Source organism: Kaistia algarum, assembly GCF_026343945.1.
GTDB lineage: Bacteria > Pseudomonadota > Alphaproteobacteria > Rhizobiales > Kaistiaceae > Kaistia > Kaistia algarum.
In genome coordinates, this window is record NZ_JAPKNJ010000001.1 from 2335788 (window position 1) to 2352387 (window position 16600).

General features: G+C 66.0%; 19 protein-coding genes. 4 read left to right on the top strand and 15 right to left on the bottom strand.

Translation table 11 applies throughout. The annotated features are described in order from the left end of the window. Positions 1-66: 66 nt before the first annotated feature. The 11 genes from proB to OSH05_RS11290 all read right to left on the bottom strand — a co-directional run bounded on the left by proB (position 67) and on the right by OSH05_RS11290 (position 8302). Positions 67-1221 carry a glutamate 5-kinase gene (proB, locus tag OSH05_RS11240; RefSeq protein WP_104221515.1) on the bottom strand — a complete coding sequence of 385 codons (1155 nt, stop codon included), beginning with the start codon at positions 1219-1221 and terminating at the stop codon, positions 67-69. After that, positions 1218-2261, bottom strand: coding sequence for a GTPase ObgE (gene obgE / locus OSH05_RS11245; protein WP_104221516.1), 1044 nt, complete (start codon positions 2259-2261; stop codon positions 1218-1220). The genes proB and obgE overlap by 4 nt, the downstream gene beginning before the upstream one ends. Next, positions 2258-2818 carry a GNAT family N-acetyltransferase gene (locus OSH05_RS11250; RefSeq protein ID WP_104221517.1) on the bottom strand — a complete coding sequence of 187 codons (561 nt, stop codon included), beginning with the start codon at positions 2816-2818 and terminating at the stop codon, positions 2258-2260. The genes obgE and OSH05_RS11250 overlap by 4 nt, the downstream gene beginning before the upstream one ends. Then, a complete protein-coding gene (locus OSH05_RS11255; protein WP_104221518.1) occupies positions 2787-3443 on the bottom strand; it encodes a GNAT family N-acetyltransferase in 657 nt (218 codons plus the stop codon). The genes OSH05_RS11250 and OSH05_RS11255 overlap by 32 nt, the downstream gene beginning before the upstream one ends. A gap of 116 nt (positions 3444-3559) precedes the next feature. Then, the gene (gene rpmA, locus OSH05_RS11260) at positions 3560-3832 is read right to left on the bottom strand and encodes a 50S ribosomal protein L27 (protein WP_104221519.1); all 273 of its coding nucleotides are present in this window, start codon (positions 3830-3832) and stop codon (positions 3560-3562) included. Between the two features lie 150 nt (positions 3833-3982). Next, the gene (gene rplU / locus OSH05_RS11265) at positions 3983-4300 is read right to left on the bottom strand and encodes a 50S ribosomal protein L21 (RefSeq protein ID WP_104221671.1); all 318 of its coding nucleotides are present in this window, start codon (positions 4298-4300) and stop codon (positions 3983-3985) included. Positions 4301-4446: 146 nt separating this feature from the next. Beyond that, positions 4447-5169 carry a tRNA (guanosine(37)-N1)-methyltransferase TrmD gene (gene trmD / locus OSH05_RS11270; protein ID WP_266352221.1) on the bottom strand — a complete coding sequence of 241 codons (723 nt, stop codon included), beginning with the start codon at positions 5167-5169 and terminating at the stop codon, positions 4447-4449. Next, entirely contained in the window at positions 5166-5717 is a 552-nt protein-coding gene (gene rimM, locus OSH05_RS11275) for a ribosome maturation factor RimM (protein WP_104221670.1), read from the bottom strand. Before rimM ends, trmD begins: the two co-directional genes overlap by 4 nt. Before the next feature lie 48 nt (positions 5718-5765). After that, a complete protein-coding gene (gene rpsP / locus OSH05_RS11280; protein ID WP_104221669.1) occupies positions 5766-6128 on the bottom strand; it encodes a 30S ribosomal protein S16 in 363 nt (120 codons plus the stop codon). Positions 6129-6177: 49 nt separating this feature from the next. Continuing rightward, positions 6178-7725 (bottom strand): signal recognition particle protein, encoded by a 1548-nt coding sequence (gene ffh, locus OSH05_RS11285; protein WP_104221668.1) that lies wholly within the window; start codon positions 7723-7725, stop codon positions 6178-6180. 253 nt (positions 7726-7978) lie between these two features. Then, on the bottom strand, positions 7979-8302 hold the full coding sequence (locus OSH05_RS11290; protein ID WP_266352224.1) for a hypothetical protein: 324 nt from the start codon (positions 8300-8302) through the stop codon (positions 7979-7981). 157 nt (positions 8303-8459) lie between these two features. Between OSH05_RS11290 and OSH05_RS11295 the strand changes: the two genes are divergently transcribed. Then, complete coding sequence (locus tag OSH05_RS11295; RefSeq protein WP_207778848.1) at positions 8460-9182, top strand: response regulator; 723 nt, start codon at positions 8460-8462, stop codon at positions 9180-9182. A 3-nt stretch (positions 9183-9185) separates the two neighbouring features. Next, a complete protein-coding gene (locus OSH05_RS11300; protein ID WP_266352226.1) occupies positions 9186-10544 on the top strand; it encodes an ATP-binding protein in 1359 nt (452 codons plus the stop codon). 88 nt (positions 10545-10632) lie between these two features. Here the strand turns inward: OSH05_RS11300 and OSH05_RS11305 are convergent, their stop codons facing one another. The 3 genes from OSH05_RS11305 to phaR form a co-directional block, all read right to left on the bottom strand. Beyond that, positions 10633-11136, bottom strand: a complete 504-nt coding sequence (locus OSH05_RS11305) for an invasion associated locus B family protein (RefSeq protein WP_104221534.1) — start codon at positions 11134-11136, stop codon at positions 10633-10635. Between the two features lie 200 nt (positions 11137-11336). Continuing rightward, the gene (locus tag OSH05_RS11310) at positions 11337-11714 is read right to left on the bottom strand and encodes a YkvA family protein (protein WP_104221533.1); all 378 of its coding nucleotides are present in this window, start codon (positions 11712-11714) and stop codon (positions 11337-11339) included. 142 nt (positions 11715-11856) lie between these two features. Next, positions 11857-12462, bottom strand: a complete 606-nt coding sequence (phaR, locus tag OSH05_RS11315; RefSeq protein ID WP_104221532.1) for a polyhydroxyalkanoate synthesis repressor PhaR — start codon at positions 12460-12462, stop codon at positions 11857-11859. A 280-nt stretch (positions 12463-12742) separates the two neighbouring features. On the opposite strand from phaR, the gene OSH05_RS11320 reads away from it, so the two are divergent. Together OSH05_RS11320 and phbB are read left to right on the top strand one after the other, a co-directional pair. Next, complete coding sequence (locus OSH05_RS11320) at positions 12743-13924, top strand: acetyl-CoA C-acetyltransferase (RefSeq protein ID WP_104221535.1); 1182 nt, start codon at positions 12743-12745, stop codon at positions 13922-13924. A gap of 59 nt (positions 13925-13983) precedes the next feature. Further along, positions 13984-14712, top strand: coding sequence for an acetoacetyl-CoA reductase (gene phbB / locus OSH05_RS11325; protein ID WP_104221531.1), 729 nt, complete (start codon positions 13984-13986; stop codon positions 14710-14712). A 21-nt stretch (positions 14713-14733) separates the two neighbouring features. On the opposite strand, the gene OSH05_RS11330 is transcribed toward phbB, so the two are convergent. Continuing rightward, positions 14734-16575 carry an NYN domain-containing protein gene (locus OSH05_RS11330; protein ID WP_104221530.1) on the bottom strand — a complete coding sequence of 614 codons (1842 nt, stop codon included), beginning with the start codon at positions 16573-16575 and terminating at the stop codon, positions 14734-14736. Positions 16576-16600 lie beyond the last annotated feature (25 nt).

Here is a 16600-nt window from a genome sequence, read left to right on the forward strand (position 1 = left end):
TTCCCGTTTGTCCCGCAGGACCCTCTTCATCGTTGCCTGGAGGACCTAGCTCCACCCGAAAAGCGGCTATTCGCCCCGCAGGGCCATGTCGTCGCGATGGACCATGGCCGCGCGCCCCGAATAGCCGAGGATCGCGGCGATCTCGTTCGAATTGCGCCCGGCGATGCGCTCGGCGTCGGCCATGTCATAGGCGACGAGGCCTCGTCCCACTTCCTCGCCCGATGGCCCCTGGATGATGATCGCATCGCCACGCTGGAACCTGCCCTCGACCCGGCGGACGCCGGCCGGAAGCAGGCTCTTGCCGGACCGCAGCGCCCGCACCGCGCCTGCGTCGATCACGATGAGGCCGCGCGTCTCCAGATGGCCGGAGATCCACTTCTTGCGCTCGGTGACGGGGTTGCCCTCGGGCAGGAACCATGTCGCGGTGCCGCCCTCGGAAATCTGCCGGAGCGGATGCAGCGGCTTGCCGAGGGCGATCGCCATCGTCGCGCCGGCGGCCGTCGCGATCTTGGCCGCATCGACCTTGGTTTTCATGCCGCCGCGCGAATATTCCGATGCCGCACCGCCGGCCATCGCCTCGATCTCGGGCGTGATCTTCGGAACGATCGGGATGAGGCGTGCATCGGGATTGGCATGCGGCGGCGCCGTATAGAGCCCGTCAATGTCGGAGAGCAGCACCAGCAGATCCGCGCCCATCATCGAGGCGACGCGCGCGGCGAGGCGATCATTGTCGCCATAACGGATCTCGCTGGTCGCGACCGTGTCGTTCTCGTTGATCACGGGCACGGCGCCGAGACGCAGCAGCGTGCCGATCGTGGAGCGAGCATTCAGATAGCGGCGGCGTTCCTCGGTATCGCCCAGCGTCAGCAGGATCTGGCCGGCGCGGATCGAATGGCGGTCGAGCCGTTCCGAATAGGCACGGGCGAGCGCGATCTGGCCGACAGCCGCCGCCGCCTGACTCTCCTCCAGCTTCAGGATGCCGCCGGGAAGGCCGAGGACGCCGCGGCCGAGCGCGATCGCCCCCGAGGAAACGAGCAATACGTCGCGCCCGCCCGACGCAAGCGCCGCCACGTCGTCGACGAGCGCGGAGAGCCATTCCTCGCGCAGCCGGCCCGTGGCGCGGTCGACGAGCAGGGCCGAGCCGATCTTGACGACGATACGGCGAAAGTTCTCGGGCTTCATATCCACGGCGCTGTCCGCGGACAGGACAGCGGCGCTCATGGCGTCCAGTCCTCTGCCTTGGCTGCCGGCACATCGTTCGGATCGTTGGTGTTGCCTTCCTCGATGATGCGAGCCAGCACGCGCAAGGCCGATTCGACGCCGGCACCGGAAGCGGCAGAGAGAACGAGCGGCGTCATCCCGCAGGCTCGAGCAAGGGCCTTTTTCTTCCCTTCGAGTTCGTCTGCCGCGATCGCGTCGGCCTTCGACAGCGCCACGATCTCGCGCTTCTCTTCAAGACCGGCGCCATAGGCGTCAAGTTCGCCGCGCACGATCCGGTAGGCCTCGGCCGGGTCTTCCTGCGTGCCGTCGACGAGATGCAGCAGAACGCGGCAGCGCTCGACATGGCCGAGGAAGCGGTCGCCAAGCCCGATGCCCTCATGCGCGCCTTCGATCAGGCCCGGAATATCGGCCATGACGAAATCGCGGCCGTCGATGCGGACGACGCCGAGATTGGGATGCAGCGTGGTGAAGGGATAGTCGGCAATCTTGGGCTTCGCGGCGGAAACGGCGGCAAGGAACGTCGACTTGCCTGCATTGGGCAGGCCGACGAGGCCGGCATGGGCGATCAGCTTCAGCCGGAGCCAGATCCAGCGCTCGATACCTTCAAGGCCGGGATTGGCGCGCCGCGGCGCCTGGTTGGTCGAGGTCTTGAAATGGGTATTGCCAAAACCGCCATTGCCGCCCTTGGCCAGCAGGATCTTCTGTCCTGGATGAGTCAGGTCGGCGATCAGCGTCTCGTTGTCCTCATCGAAGATCTGGGTGCCGACGGGGACCTTCAGCGTCACGTCATCACCGCGACCGCCGGCCATGTTGCGGCCCATGCCGTGAACGCCGGTCTTCGCCTTGAAGTGCTGCTGGTATCGATAGTCGATCAGCGTGTTGAGGCCGTCGACGCATTCGGCCCAGACATCCCCGCCGCGCCCGCCATCGCCGCCATCTGGCCCACCGAACTCGATGAATTTCTCGCGGCGGAAGGAGACGCTACCGGCCCCGCCGTCACCGGAGCGAATATAGACCTTGGCCTCGTCGAGGAATTTCATGTTGTTAACTCGGCATGACGCGCACGCGTCAGTATGGTGTCGATATGATCAAGATCGCGCTGAAGCGCAAGATTATGCTGGCGCGAGCGGCCAACGATATCGAAGCCCAGATGCGACTGGATGGCGAGCGAACGTTCATTGCCTTCGAAGACTCCGGATTGAATCTCGGCGATGGCAGGGTTTGAAAAAGTATCGGCGACCACGGCCGTGACCGCTTCGCGCATCAGCCCCTTCCCCCAATGCGCCCTGGCGAGCCAGTAGCCCAGAACCGGCGCCTCTCCCCTTCCGCGCAGCGAGACGAGCCCGATCAGGCCGCCTTGATCGATGATGAAGACCTGATCCTCGCCGAAATGGCGCTGCGATTTCTCCCAAGCGAGGAACCGCGTCGCCTCGTCGATGTCATAGGGATAGGGCACGCGGGCGAGCCAGCGTGTCACTTCGAAATCGCCGAGCCCAGCCGCGATCGCCGGTGCGTCCGCCGGTTCGGCGGGGCGCAGCAGCAAGCGCGGGGTCCGGAGAATTCGCTCACGCAGCGTTGCTCGCATCGTCCCCTTCATCTGTCTTGCTCTTTCCTATCCGCCCTGTTTCTTCCGCACCCCAGGCCTTCAGGCTGGTCCAGACCCTGCGCTCCAGAACGAAGCGCTCGATCGGCACGGCCCCGCGGGCGGCGACCGAGCGAACCATGCCGGAATCGCGGAACTGGAAGCCGCACTTCTCGACGACCCGGCGCGCCGCCGCGCTGTTGACGCGGATCGCACACCATATCCGCTCCGCGCCGCCCGCGGAGAAGGCATCGTCGATCACAGCGTGCGCCACCTCCGTGCCATAGCCCTTGCCCCAGAATCGCTCGGCGATCCAGAAGCAGATCTCGAAGCCGTCCGGCCAGGTGTCGCTCCGGCTGTGGAAGCCGGCGCCGACCAGTCCGCCTTCCGCGCGCGAAACGGCAACATAGCTGGCGCCCGATGTCGAGGAACGGGCGCGTTCGCGCTCGATCCAAATTTCGGCGTCGCCGCGCCGATAGGGATAGGGGACGCTCACCAGCCCCATCGCGACGCGGGGGTTGTCGAGAGCCGCCGTCAGCGCGGCTACATCCCGTGTCCTTGGCTGACGCAGGAGCAGACGTCGTGTCCGCAGCCCCCGTTCATCGTCGTCCGTCGCTTCCTCACCGCCGTCGTCCTGCATCGGGGCCTCCCGTCGGGCCAAAAAGAAAAGGGGAGATGGCGTCCCATCTCCCCGTCTTTCGGACCGTCAGGTTCGGCCGGGTCGATGCGACACCGGCGTTCCTAAGGAATGACCGGTTATTCTGCAGCCTCCATCACCGCCGGGGCGACGGATACGTAGGTGCGGCCATTGGCTTTGCGACGGAACGCGACATGCCCGTCCTCGACGGCGAAGATCGTGTGATCCTTGCCGATGCCAACGCCGGTGCCGGGATGCCACTGCGTCCCGCGCTGACGAATGATGATGTTGCCGGAAATGACGGCTTCGCCGCCGAACTTCTTGACGCCGAGGCGACGACCCGCGGAGTCGCGGCCGTTGCGCGAAGAGCCGCCTGCCTTCTTGTGTGCCATGATCTCAACTCCAGTTCCGCTCGGGACCGCTGCCCAATCGGGCGGCCGTTCCCGGCTCACGCACGCGGATCGCGGCGGAGCCCTGTTCCAATGTGACGCCCTGCGGCGTTCGTCTCAAGCCGCGCCCGAAGGCGAGGCGTTGGCCGCCGCTCAGGCGCCCGCCGAGATCCCGGTGATCTTGACGACGGTCAGATGCTGACGGTGGCCGCGGCTGCGCTTCGAATTCTGGCGCCGACGCTTCTTGAACACAAGGATCTTGCGCGTGCGCATCTGGTCGACGATCTCGCCGGTGACCGTTGCGCCTGCAACCAGCGGAGCGCCGACGGTAGTGCCGTCTTCGCCGCCGACCAGCAGCACTTCATCGAAGGTCACGGTGTCGCCGGCTTCGCCGGTGAGCAGCTCGACCTTGAGCTCGTCATTGGCGGCAACGCGATACTGCTTGCCGCCCGTTTTGATGACTGCGAACATTGTTCTTTCCGTTGTTCAGCTCAGCCTCAAAGGGCCGGCTTCTTTCAGTCAGGTTTCAACATGAAAAACGGCTGAGCCGCTATGGCGAGCCGTGATCGGCCGCTCTTATACGGGTAGAGCCGTTTCTGTCAAGCCGGAGTGGCCGTTCAGCGCCGATTTCCTGCGTTTTGCGCGTAGCCGGCGAAGAGGTCCGGTCGGCGCTCGCGGGTAATGCGCTCGGCCTCGGCGCGGCGCCAGCGGGCGATCGCCGCATGGTCGCCGGAGAGCAATATCTCGGGAATGCTGCGGCCTTCCCATTCGCGGGGGCGGGTGAAATGCGGATATTCGAGCAGGCCGCCCTCGAAGCTCTCCTCATCGCCCGACGTGCTGGCGCCCATGACGCCGGGCAGTAGGCGCACGACGGCGTCCAGGAGCACCATGGCGCCCAGCTCGCCGCCGGAGAGGACGTAGTCGCCGATCGAGACCTCCTCGAGCCCGCGCGCCTCGATCACCCGCTCGTCGACGCCCTCGAAACGGCCGCAGAGAACGAGCGCGCCGGTGCCGGCGGCCAGCTGGCGCACCCGCGCCTGGTCGAGCGGACGGCCGCGCGGGCTCATCAGCAGGCGTGGGCGCCCGTCAGGTTCGGGGATGGCGGCATCAATGGCTGCGGCGACGATGTCGGCGCGCATGACCATACCCGGCCCGCCGCCAGCCGGCGTGTCGTCAACATTGCGATGGCGCGAGGTCGCCGAGGCGCGGATGTCTCGCGTTTCCAGCGACCAGATGCCCTCCGCGAGGGCCTTGCCGGAGAGCGAGGTTCCCAGCGGACCGGGAAACATGTCGGGGTACAGCGTGAGTACCGTGGCGCGCCACGGCGCGCTGGAACTCACGGTGCCTCCTCCGCCTCGCCTTCGCCGCCCTCTTCCCGCGCCTCGACCTCCGGCGGCGGGACGATGACGATCCGCTTGCCCCTTATGTCGACCACCGGTGCGACGGCACGGGTGAAGGGCAGATAGAACGAGCGGCCGCCGCCAGCCGGTTCGACCTCGATCAGGTCGCCGGCGCCGAAATTCTGCACGGCGAGGATCCGGCCGAAGGCCGTGCCGTCTTCGAGTTCGGCTTCGAGGCCGATCAGGTCGGCATGGTAGAAATCATCCTCCTCGTCGAGCGCCGGCAGGAGCGCGCGGTCGACGAAGAGCTTTTGATTGCGGAGCGTCTCGGCGCCGTTCCGGTCGCCGATACCCTTGACGCGGGCGATGATGGCCTCGCCCTGCGCACGCAGGTTGGTGATCTCGACGACGCGGCCGTCACCCATCGTCAGCGGACCGTAATCGGCAAGGCCGAGCGGATCCTCCGTATAGGCGTTGACCTTCACCTCGCCGCGAATGCCGTGCGCGGCGCCGAACTGGCCGAGGAGGATCTTCTCCGAACCTGTCATCCGAGCCTTCCTGGCGCTCCCTCTCCGTGGAGAGGGAGCGGGGGAACCTTACTCGGCAACGGCGGCCGCAGCGGCTTCGGCCTTCTTGGCCTTCTCGGCGGCGCGCTCCTGCGCCTTCTTGCCGGGGAGGGCCTGCTTCGGGTTGTTGCGCACTTCGCGCTTCAGGAGACCGGCGGCGTCCAGAAAGCGCTCGACACGGTCGGTCGCCTGCGCACCCATCGACAGCCAGTGCTTAGCGCGCTCGACGTCGAGAACGACGCGGTTGGCGTGGTCCTTGGCCAGCATCGGATCGAAGGAGCCGATACGCTCGATGAAGCGGCCGTCGCGGGGAGCGCGGGCGTCGGCGATGACGATGCGGTAGAACGGACGCTTCTTGGCGCCAGCGCGGGCGAGACGGATCTTGAGGGACATTTTCTTCTTCCTTTCGAACGAAACTGAATTGTGACTGGCGCTATGGCGCCTATTTCTTCTTTCCCGGGAATCCGGGGAAACCGCCGCCGAGGCCGGGGAGCTTCGGGCCGCCGAGACCGGGCAGACCCCTGCCCAATCCCTGCGAGAGACCCTGGGAGAGGCCGGGCGGCAATCCGCCGGCGCCGCCGCCCATCTGCTTGGCGAGCTTTTCAAGTTCGGCCGGATCGACATTGGGCATGCCGCCCATGCCGCCACCGCCGAGCGCGCCCATCATCTTGCCGAGCACGCCGCCGCCCTTCTGCTTACCCATGGCCTTCATCATGTCGGCCATCTGGCGGTGCATCTTGAGCAGGCGGTTGATTTCCTCGACCTTGGTGCCGGAGCCGGCCGCCACCCGCTTCTTGCGGCTTGCCTTGAGCAGGTCCGGATTGCGGCGCTCGGCCTTCGTCATCGACGAGATGATCGCGACCTGGCGCTTCAGCATGCCATCGTCGAGATTGGCGCCTTCCATCTGCTTCTTGATCTTGCCGACGCCGGGCATCATGCCGAGCATGCCCGACATGCCGCCGATCTTTTCCATCTGGCGGAGCTGGTCGGCGAGGTCGTCGAGGTCGAAGATGCCCTTTCGCATCTTCTCCGCGGCCTTCTTCGCCTGCTCCATGTCGATGTTCTGCGCCGCCTTCTCGACGAGCGAGACGATGTCGCCCATGCCGAGGATGCGGTTGGCGATGCGGCCGGGATGGAAATCCTCCAGCGCATCGGCCTTCTCGCCGGTGCCGAGCAGCTTGATCGGCTTGCCGGTGACGGCGCGCATCGACAGCGCGGCGCCGCCGCGGCCATCGCCGTCGGTGCGCGTCAGCACGATGCCGGTGATGCCGACGCGCTCGTCGAAGGAGCGGGCGAGATTGACGGCGTCCTGGCCTGTCAGGCTATCGGCAACGAGCAGGATCTCGTGCGGCTTGGCGATGGCCTTGATGTCGGCCATCTCGACCATGAGCGGCTCGTCGATATGCGTGCGACCGGCGGTGTCGAGGATGACGACGTCATAGCCGCCGAGGCGCGCGGCCTGCAGCGCGCGTGTCGCAATATCGGTTGGCGACTGGCCCATGACGATGGGCAGCGTGTCGATGCCGTTCTGCTCGCCGAGGACGCGAAGCTGCTCCTGCGCGGCCGGACGGCGCACGTCGAGCGAGGCCATCAGGACTTTCAGCTTCTGTTGCTGCGTCAGGCGGCGCGCGATCTTGGCGCTGGTCGTCGTCTTGCCCGAGCCCTGCAGGCCGACCATCATGATCGGAACCGGCGCCGGCGCGTTCAGATCGATCGTCTCGGCCTCGGAGCCCAGCATCTCGACGAGCTGGTCATGGACGATCTTGACGACCATCTGGCCGGGCGTCACCGAGCGGATGACCTCGGCGCCGACGGCTCGGCTGCGAACCTTGTCGGTGAACGAGCGCACCACGTCGAGCGCGACGTCCGCCTCGATCAGAGCGCGGCGCACCTCGCGCATCGCCTCGTTGACGTCGTTCTCCGAAAGCGCACCGCGGCGGGTGAGCTTGTCGAAAATGCCGGAAAGGCGTTCGGAAAGAGAATCGAACATCGGACTCGCTTGCTTCAAAGGATCGCCACCGACCCGCCACCACGCAAATAAGATCGGCGCCCGCGGGCGCAACGCGCTGGCGGACGTGGACCTCCGGAATCTCGTTCCGGTCAGTGGCTCGGAGGAAACCTCTTCGCGATAATTCCGCGGCTGATAAGCAAAAACCGCGGAATTGTCAATCAGTCGGCGAATTTCCGGTCGGCTTCAGGGGCGAGCCCGGTACCGCCGATGCCGACGTCGCCCTGCCGCATGGTCAGTAGCGGGTGAGGGTGCCGCTGCGCGAAACCGTGCCGCCGTTCGGGCCCGTGGTCGAGCCGCCATAGTTGATCGAGCCGTTGCCGGTGCCATAAGCATATCCCTGATGGTTCACGGTGCCGCCATTGGGGCCGGTCCAGGCGCTATTGCGCTGGCAACCCGAGCCATAGGTGCATTGGCCGGAGCCGGAACCCGTATAGGTGCCGCGCGGCGTGGTCACGACCGAGTTCCGGGTCCAGGCCGAGGCCGGGGTCATCGCGGCGAAGACGGACGCCGCGGCGAGGGCGGCAGCGAGAACCATACGGGAAGCGGAAGTCTTCATCGTCTTTTCTCCTTGGCTGTCGAGGGATCGGTTCGACGTGTCCAGGATCGGCGCCGCAGTTTGCGCGAGGTTTGCCGGATCGGGTCTTCCTGTAAAGTTTTGTAACGATGGCCTCCTCGACGTTGCGGCGTCATTCGAGAAGAGGCAGCTTCGCCCCATGGAAACGATGTTCAAGACGCCCGTTCTTCTCGTGGTCGAGGATGATCGCGAGATCGGCGCTCTCCTTTCGGAGTTTCTTGGCCGCGAGGGCTTCCGTATCGAACTCGCCGTCTCGGGCGTCGCGATGGACACCGTGCTGCGCCGGGTCGAGCCAGACCTCGTCATCCTGGATTTGATGCTTCCGGGCGAGGGCGGGCTTTCGATCTGCCGGCGCCTGCGGGCGCGCAGCCGGGTTCCGATCATCATCCTGACCGCAAAGGACGATGATGTGGACCGCATCGTCGGCCTTGAGCTCGGCGCCGACGACTATATCGGCAAGCCGTTCAACCCGCGCGAATTGCTGGCACGGATCCGCGCGATCCTGCGCCGCGCCGAACCCCTGCCGGCCGAATCGGCACCGCGTCGACGGCGGCGCTTCGGTGCTTTCGTGGTCGATCTCGATACGCGCAGCCTCGAGGCGGACGGACGGCGGATAGCGATCACGGCGGCTGAGTTCGATCTCCTGGCCTGCTTCGTCGAACACCCTCGCCGCGTGCTCTCGCGCGACCAATTGCTCGACTGGACGCGCGGCCGCATGGCGGATCCGTTCGATCGCACCATCGACGTCTCGGTCAGTCGGCTGCGGCGCAAGCTCATCGACGCCAGCCCGGAGGCGGAGACGCTGATCACCACGGTTCGCAATGGCGGCTATCTCTTCGCCGGCGAAGCGAGGGAGGTCTGAACCGTGCTGCGCCTCAGCCTCGCCTGGCGCATCACGCTTGTCCTGATCCTTGCGCTGATCGCGCTCCAGATCGTCTCATCGGTCGTCTATTTCGTCCAGCGGGACGCGACGACGGCATCGGGCTTCCGGGCGCCGCTGCCGGATCAGGTGGCGGCGCTCGCCATCCTCATGGACAAGCCGGCCGGCGAGGAAGCCCAGCTGCTGCTGCGTGCGCTCAACGGTCCGAGCCTATCCGTCTCCATCGTCGATGAGCCCGTCCCGATCCAGATCGAGGCGCGGCGGCTTGCCTGGCTGGAGCGGGCGATCCGGCGCAATCTGCCCCAAGGAGACGCGCGCGCCGTTCTCGTGAGTTCGGATGGGGCTTCCACCGGCGATGCATCGATCCGCCGCCGGTGGGGCGGGCTTTTTGCGCGCGATCCGGTCGAGATCATCATCGGGCTCTCGGGGGAACGTAGCCTTCACGTGCGCCCGACCGACGGCCTTAGTGTCCGCCTGTTCGGCCTGCCCGCCGGCTTCATCGCCAGCCTGCTCGGCTTTGCTATCGCGCTGCTGGCCGGGTTCGCGATCCTGCGCGAGACGCGCCCGCTGGCTCGCCTCGCCGTCGCGGTGGAGCGCTTCGGACAGGGCATGGAGGCCGAGGCGTTGCCCGAGACGGGCGCGCCCGAGATGCGGGCGCTGGTTCGCGCCTTCAATGGCATGCAGGCGCGTATAGCAGGGCTGGTGCACGGCCGGACCTTTGTCGTGGCTGCGATCGCGCACGATCTGCGCACCCATCTGACGCGGCTGCGTCTCCGCGTTGCCATGATATCCGAGGATCGCATACGCGAGCGGGCGGAGCGCGACGTCGAGGACATGCAGGCGCTGGTCGAGGAGGCACTGTTCTATGCCAAGGCGACGCGCAGCCGCGACGATCGCACGATGTTCGATCTGGCGTTACTCGTCGACGAGGTGTGCCTGCCCAGAGCGGAGCTTGGCGCGAGCGCGGCCTTCGCGCGGCCGCAGGACCCCATCTTCCTTTCGGCGTCGCGCCTTTCCATCGGGCGGGCGATCGGAAATCTCGTCGACAACGCGATCCTCTATGGTGGCTCGGCGGAACTCTCCATCGAATGTCGGGAGGGGGAGGTGGCGGTCTGGGTTGACGACCGGGGCCCTGGCATACCGGAGAGGGAGCGCGAGCGGATCCTGGAGCCCTTCGAGCGACTCGAAACCTCGCGCGGGCGGGACACGGGCGGTACTGGTCTGGGGCTCGCCATCGTCCGGGAGATCGTCGACGCCCATGGCGGGCGCGTCGTTATTCAAAACCGGCCCGGCGGTGGCTCGCGCTTCGGTCTGGTGCTGCCGCGTTCTCCGCCTGTCGGATAGACCTTCCCGTCATGCGGAAAGGCGCAAACGCGCTATTGCAATCGGCCAGGGGCCGCGACCTATCTCTGGCCGCGCCCCGCCCAAAGGTTTACTTGCAGCTCTTGCCCATGGCATCGAGCGACGCCGAGATGCCGGAGAGGGAGTAGCTGTCCGTCGTTACCGTCCCACGGCTGGACGTTCCGTTCACGCTCATGGCGTGGCCTTTCTTCATCGCCTCAATCATCGCGGTCTCTTCGGCCGCATTTTCGATCCAGGCGCCGTCTTCCTTGGTGAACATGGCGAATTTCTGCCCGTCAATATCGACGGTCACCTTGGAGCCTTCCTTGAAGCGGTAACCGATGATGACGGAGACCTCGCTCCGCACATTCTCGGTCGGCCGCGCCGTGATCATGAAATAGGACGGGTCCCGGTTGACGCCATCCGGCTTCTGCGTCTTGGGTTGCGAGGCGGCGTAGCAGACCTTGCCCCGCTTGTCCGAATAGGCATAGGCGCTCCAATCCTTGAAGGTGCCGACGCGATTCGGGGTCTGGGCGTGCGCGATGCCGGCGAAGCCGACTACCAGCGCGATTGTCGCGATCCTGATTGCGTTCATTATCCTCTCACCCACGTTTCAGCTCGCCGAACGGCGAGGAAACCGCCAGCCTTCCGAACGAATTTCAAATTGGCGGGGTCACATTAACATTCCGTGAACCAAGCCGTCATCGTCAAGCTGATTAAGCTCGGTACCGTGATTTGAAGGTAGGTTGGGGCAAGACTATGGCCCGAGCTTGTCCGATCGTGGATCGGTTGCGATCAGATGGTTTCGCCGGGCGCTTTCTTCGCGAGCGCGCGGCGCGCCGCTTCGCGATGGACCGGGGTCAGATGAGCGCCGAGCATGGAAAGCGCGGTCATCAGTACGGTGGCATCGTCGGCAAAGCCGATGCCGACCAGAAAATCTGGGATCACGTCTACAGGCAATACGAAATACGCCAACGCCCCCATGATTGTGGCGCGGACGCGAAAGGGCGTCTTGGGATCCAGGGCGCAGAAATAGGCCGCGACCACATCTTCGGAAAAGGGGACGTGAGCGGCGGCACGGCGCAAGGTCGGCCACAGATCACGCCGCACGCGCTCCGCGCGTTCGGCGAAACTGTCCGCCCCGTAGGTCTTGTCCCGCTTTGCACCGAACATCGCTTCAACCTCGTCCGAGAGGCCCGGAATGTCGGGCCCTGATGGAGGTAGGAACGAACAAGGCCCGCTGCAACGGCTAGATAAACGGCAGATGTTCCCGCTCGACAGCGTCCAGGCGATACCGCCGCCTTGCTGACCGCGATCAGGGCTTCCCGGCGAGCGCCTCGATCTTCTTCTGCATCTCGTCGAGCTGGCGCTTCAATGTATCGAACTCGGCCTCGGCCTTTCCTTCGGCACGCGGCTCGACCTTCGCATCGGGCCGCCCGGCGCGATCGGAAGTCGTTCCGTCGGGCCTGCCACCGCTGAAGGGCAGGAACATGCGCATGGCCTGCTCGAACATCTCGGTGTTGCGCCGTACCGTTTCTTCGATCGCTGTGAAGGCGCTCGGGCCGAAGGCGTTCGCCATCTGGCCGCGAAGCTTGTCGGAATCGCGCGTCAGGCTGTCGATGGAAAAGTCCAGATAGGTCGGCACCAGATTCTGCATCGAATCGCCGTAGAAGCGAATCAACTGGCGCAGGAAGGTGATCGGAAGCAGATTGTGCCCCTTGTTTTCCTGCTCGAAGATGATCTGAGTCAGTACGGAGCGGGTGATCTCGTCACCGCTCTTGGCGTCGAAGACGACGAAATCCTCGCCCGTCTTCACCATCGTCGCCAGATCCTCCAGCGTAACATAGGTGGAGGTACCGGTATTGTAGAGCCGCCGATTGGCGTATTTCTTGATCGTCGTCGGTTCTTGATCCTTAGCCATACCCGCTCCCACGCTGACGCTGGACGTCGACTGTCGGTTGCGGCGCTGCGTGCCCAAAGACCCGGCGCCCAAGATGCAACCGTCTCCTCTCCCATGCTAACGATAGGGGCTTTTGAAGGGCTCCGCCATCCTTTTGTGCAGCGCATTGCTGCAGCTTTGCTGCGCGGTCGCTGCAACGCAGCAGTGGCCGTTCGGGCCTCCGGTTGACAGCGCAGGCGGAGCCTGTCTTGGATCGAAGAGAACAGCCCGGATAGCGGCCCAACCAATCGAGGACATGGTCATGGCTCAGCAAAACGACATCGTGATCGCCAGTGCCGGACGGACGGCGGTCGGTGCTTTCAACGGATCCTTCGCCTCGACGCCAGCCCACCAGCTCGGCGCTGCCGTGATCAAGGCCGTCCTGGAGCGAGCCAAGACGGAGGGCGGCGAGGTCGATGAAGTCATCCTCGGCCAGGTGCTGACGGCGGCGCAGGGGCAGAATCCAGCGCGTCAAGCCTCGATCGGGGCCGGGCTGCCGATCGGGACGACAGCCTGGGGCCTTAATCAGGTCTGTGGCTCGGGCCTTCGCGCCGTGGCGCTCGGCATGCAGCAGATCGCCTCGGGCGATGCCTCGGTCATCGTGGCCGGCGGTCAGGAATCCATGTCGCTCTCGACGCATGCCGCCCATATGCGCGCCGGCACCAAGTTCGGTGATCTGAACCTCATCGACACCATGATCAAGGACGGGCTCTGGGACGCCTTCAACGGCTACCATATGGGCGTCACTGCCGAGAACGTCGCGCGTGAGTTTCAGATCACGCGCGAGCAGCAGGACGAGTTCGCCGTCGCCTCGCAGAACAAGGCCGAGGCCGCCCAGAAGGCTGGCCGGTTCAAGGACGAGATCATCCCCTTCACCATCGCGTCCAAGAAGGGGGACATCGTCGTCGAGAATGACGAGCATATCCGCGCCGGCACCACGCTGGAGGCCGTTGCCAAGCTGCGTCCGGCCTTCGCCAAGGATGGCTCGGTGACGGCGGCCAATGCGTCGGGGCTTAACGACGGCGCGGCCGCTGTTGTACTGATGACAGCGGCGGAAGCGGCGCGGCGCGGCGTCACGCCGCTCGCCCGGATCGCCTCCTGGGCGACGGCCGGCGTCGATCCGGCCTTGATGGGCACCGGCCCGATCCCGGCTTCGAAGAAGGCGCTTCTGAAGGCGGGATGGTCGGCCGACGATCTTGATCTCGTCGAGGCAAACGAGGCTTTCGCCGCTCAGGCCTGCGCGGTGAACAAGGGTCTCGGCTGGGATACCGCCAAGGTCAACGTCAATGGCGGCGCAATCGCCATCGGCCATCCGATCGGCGCTTCGGGCGCCCGCATCCTGGTGACCTTGTTGCATGAGATGGCGCGGCGCGATGCGAAGAAGGGCTTGGCGACGCTCTGCATCGGCGGCGGCATGGGCATTGCGATGACCGTCGAGCGCTGAACGACAATCGTGAAATCGGCTGGAATTAAACCGGCCATTCCAAGGGGAGCAAGGACGCCATGGGAAGAGTGGCCCTCGTAACGGGCGGCACGCGCGGCATCGGTGCGGCGATCGCCATCGGGTTGAAGTCAGCCGGCCACACGGTCGCGGCGACCTATCACGGCAATGTCGAGAAGGCCGAGGCTTTCCGCGCCGAGACGGGGATCGAGACGTTCCGGTGGGACGTGAGCGATCCTGAGGCGAGCGCCAAGGGCGTGGCCGAGGTCGCGGCCGCGGTCGGACCGGTAGAGGTGCTGGTCAACAATGCCGGCATCACCCGCGACGGCTGGTTCCACAAGATGGATTATGACGCCTGGTCGAGCGTCATCAGCACCAATCTCGGCTCGATGTTCGCCATGACCCGGCCGGTCATCGAGGGGATGCGGGATCGCAGCTTCGGCCGCATCATCAACATCTCGTCGATCAACGGCCAGAAGGGCCAGCTCGGCCAGGTCAACTATTCGGCCGCCAAAGCCGGTGTCATTGGCTTCACCAAGGCGCTGGCGCTCGAGAATGCGCGCAAGGGCGTCACGGTCAACTGCATCTGCCCCGGCTATATCGACACCGAGATGGTCGCCGCCGTCCCGGAGAAGGTCCTGGAAGGCATCATCGCCCAGATCCCGGTCGGGCGTCTTGGCCAGGCTGCGGAGATCGCCGCGCTCGTCGCCTATCTCGCCTCGGACGCGAGCGGGTTCATGACCGGCTCGGTCCTCACCATCAATGGCGGCCAATATATCGCCAATGGCTGAACGCGGGCGAAGCGCCTCCGGCTATTTGCCGGAGGGCTTCCGGTTCTGGCTGTAGGCGGCGAGAATCCGCTGGATCTCGTCGCCGATGTCGCCATCGTCGGCCGCAGCCTCAGGAGCCTGCGGAACCGCCTTCTCCGGGCTCAGCTGGTTCGAAGCCGGTGCGCTGGTATTCGCCTCGCCTTCTTCGACCACCAAGACGTCGACCGCTTCCGCGATCGCGGCCAGGATCGAAGTCTCGATCGGATCCTTGTCAGATCGATCGACCGCTTCTGCAGTCGGCGGCGCGGTCCGACGCGCCGGCGGACGGACGGTGGCGACCGCGCTTCGTGCCGGTGCCGGTGAAGCGGGAACTGGCGGACTGGGCGGAGCTACCTCGGGCGGGTTCGGCGAGCGCGCGATCCTGGGCCGCGGCGGACCGATCGGCGTTCTCGGACGCACGGGCTCTTCTGCTTCGAGGATCGGTGGCTGGGCCGTGGGGCGCGGCGCAGGCGCGGCGCGCGGCGCAGGCACAGGTTCGTCCGCGTTGGCGGCTGCCGGCGGTTGCGGCTGCGGTCGCGGCGCGACCGGCTGAGGTGCCCGGCGCTCGACCTCGTGCCGAGGGGCTGCGACGGCCGGGGCAGGCGCTTCGGGAGCCGGGGCCGCTGGACGGACGGAAATCGGGCGAATCGGCTGCGGCAGCGGCTGTTCCGTTCCGCGCAGGATGATCGGGCGGGGCTTTGCCGGACTTTCGGGCGCAGCGGGCATGGGCGGCGGCGAGGGGATCGGCGTCAGCTTGGCCGTTGAAGTGGGTGCTGCGGGCCTCTGCGGCTGCGGAGGCGGCATCGGGATTGCCGGGGCAGTCACAGGCGGCGCAACCGCCGCTGGCGGCGGCAGGGCGGGAACCTCCGCGGTGTTGGCGCGCCCAGAAATCCAAGCCTTGACCTGCATCTCGACCGCGTCGTCGACTTCTATGCCCGCATTGCGGGCGAGATAAAGCACCTGCTCCTTGAACACCTCGGCAAGACGCTCGGGCGTATCGGTCACGGAGAACACGTGCCCCTTCAGGGCGAGGCCCTTGACGACGAAGGCTACCTGCCGGCGCGTTGCGCTGCGGCCCGCGGCCACAAGGCGCACCGCGACGTTCTCAGCCGTCGTCTGAAAATGATAGCCGTTCTCGGTGATCTCGTGCGACAGCGCTCGGAACAGTTCGGCGAAGACCTTGGGCGTGAAAAGCGGAACGCTCGTCGCCTGATGGATCCGCCGCGCCAACGAGGCGAGATCGTCCCGTTCGCCCGCGGGCCGCCCGGCAGGGGCGTCTTCATCCGGCTCGTCGGTTTCCGGCGGTTCCGCGTCGGCGGTCGGCCCGAGCACGGCGATCAACGCCGCCTCCTCGATCGTGCCGTCGGCAATGGCCCGATAGCCGGCCGGCGTCATGGCGGAGGAGTAGATCGTCGTCGAACGATTATAGGACCGGAGACGGAAGATCACCGGCGTCAGGTCGGTGTCGGCGGAGAGAAGAATGAACTCGTCGAAGCCCGTCTGGTGGCCGAGGGCGTCGACGGTGTCGAGCACCATCTGGATCTCGGCGGAATTCCGATCCCGGCCCGGCAGGGGCGGGCAATCAACGATCTGGAAACCTTGGCTGGCGAAAGCCGGCCGCGCCTTGCCGAGGAGCTTGGGATCGGCATAGCAGCGGCGCATCAAGATACGGCGGCGGACGGGTGTGTCGCCGACCGGGGTGATGAGCTGGCCGGATTCAATCGCTTCAATCCAAGCCCCGGGACGTGAGGCGAAGCGACGGGCCATGCCGGGATCGCGCGCGCGTAGGCTGAGATAGAGGCTGTCGTAGTCGACAAACAAGACAGTCTTGACTGCGGCCGTCATGAACTCTCCCTGCGGCACAACCAGG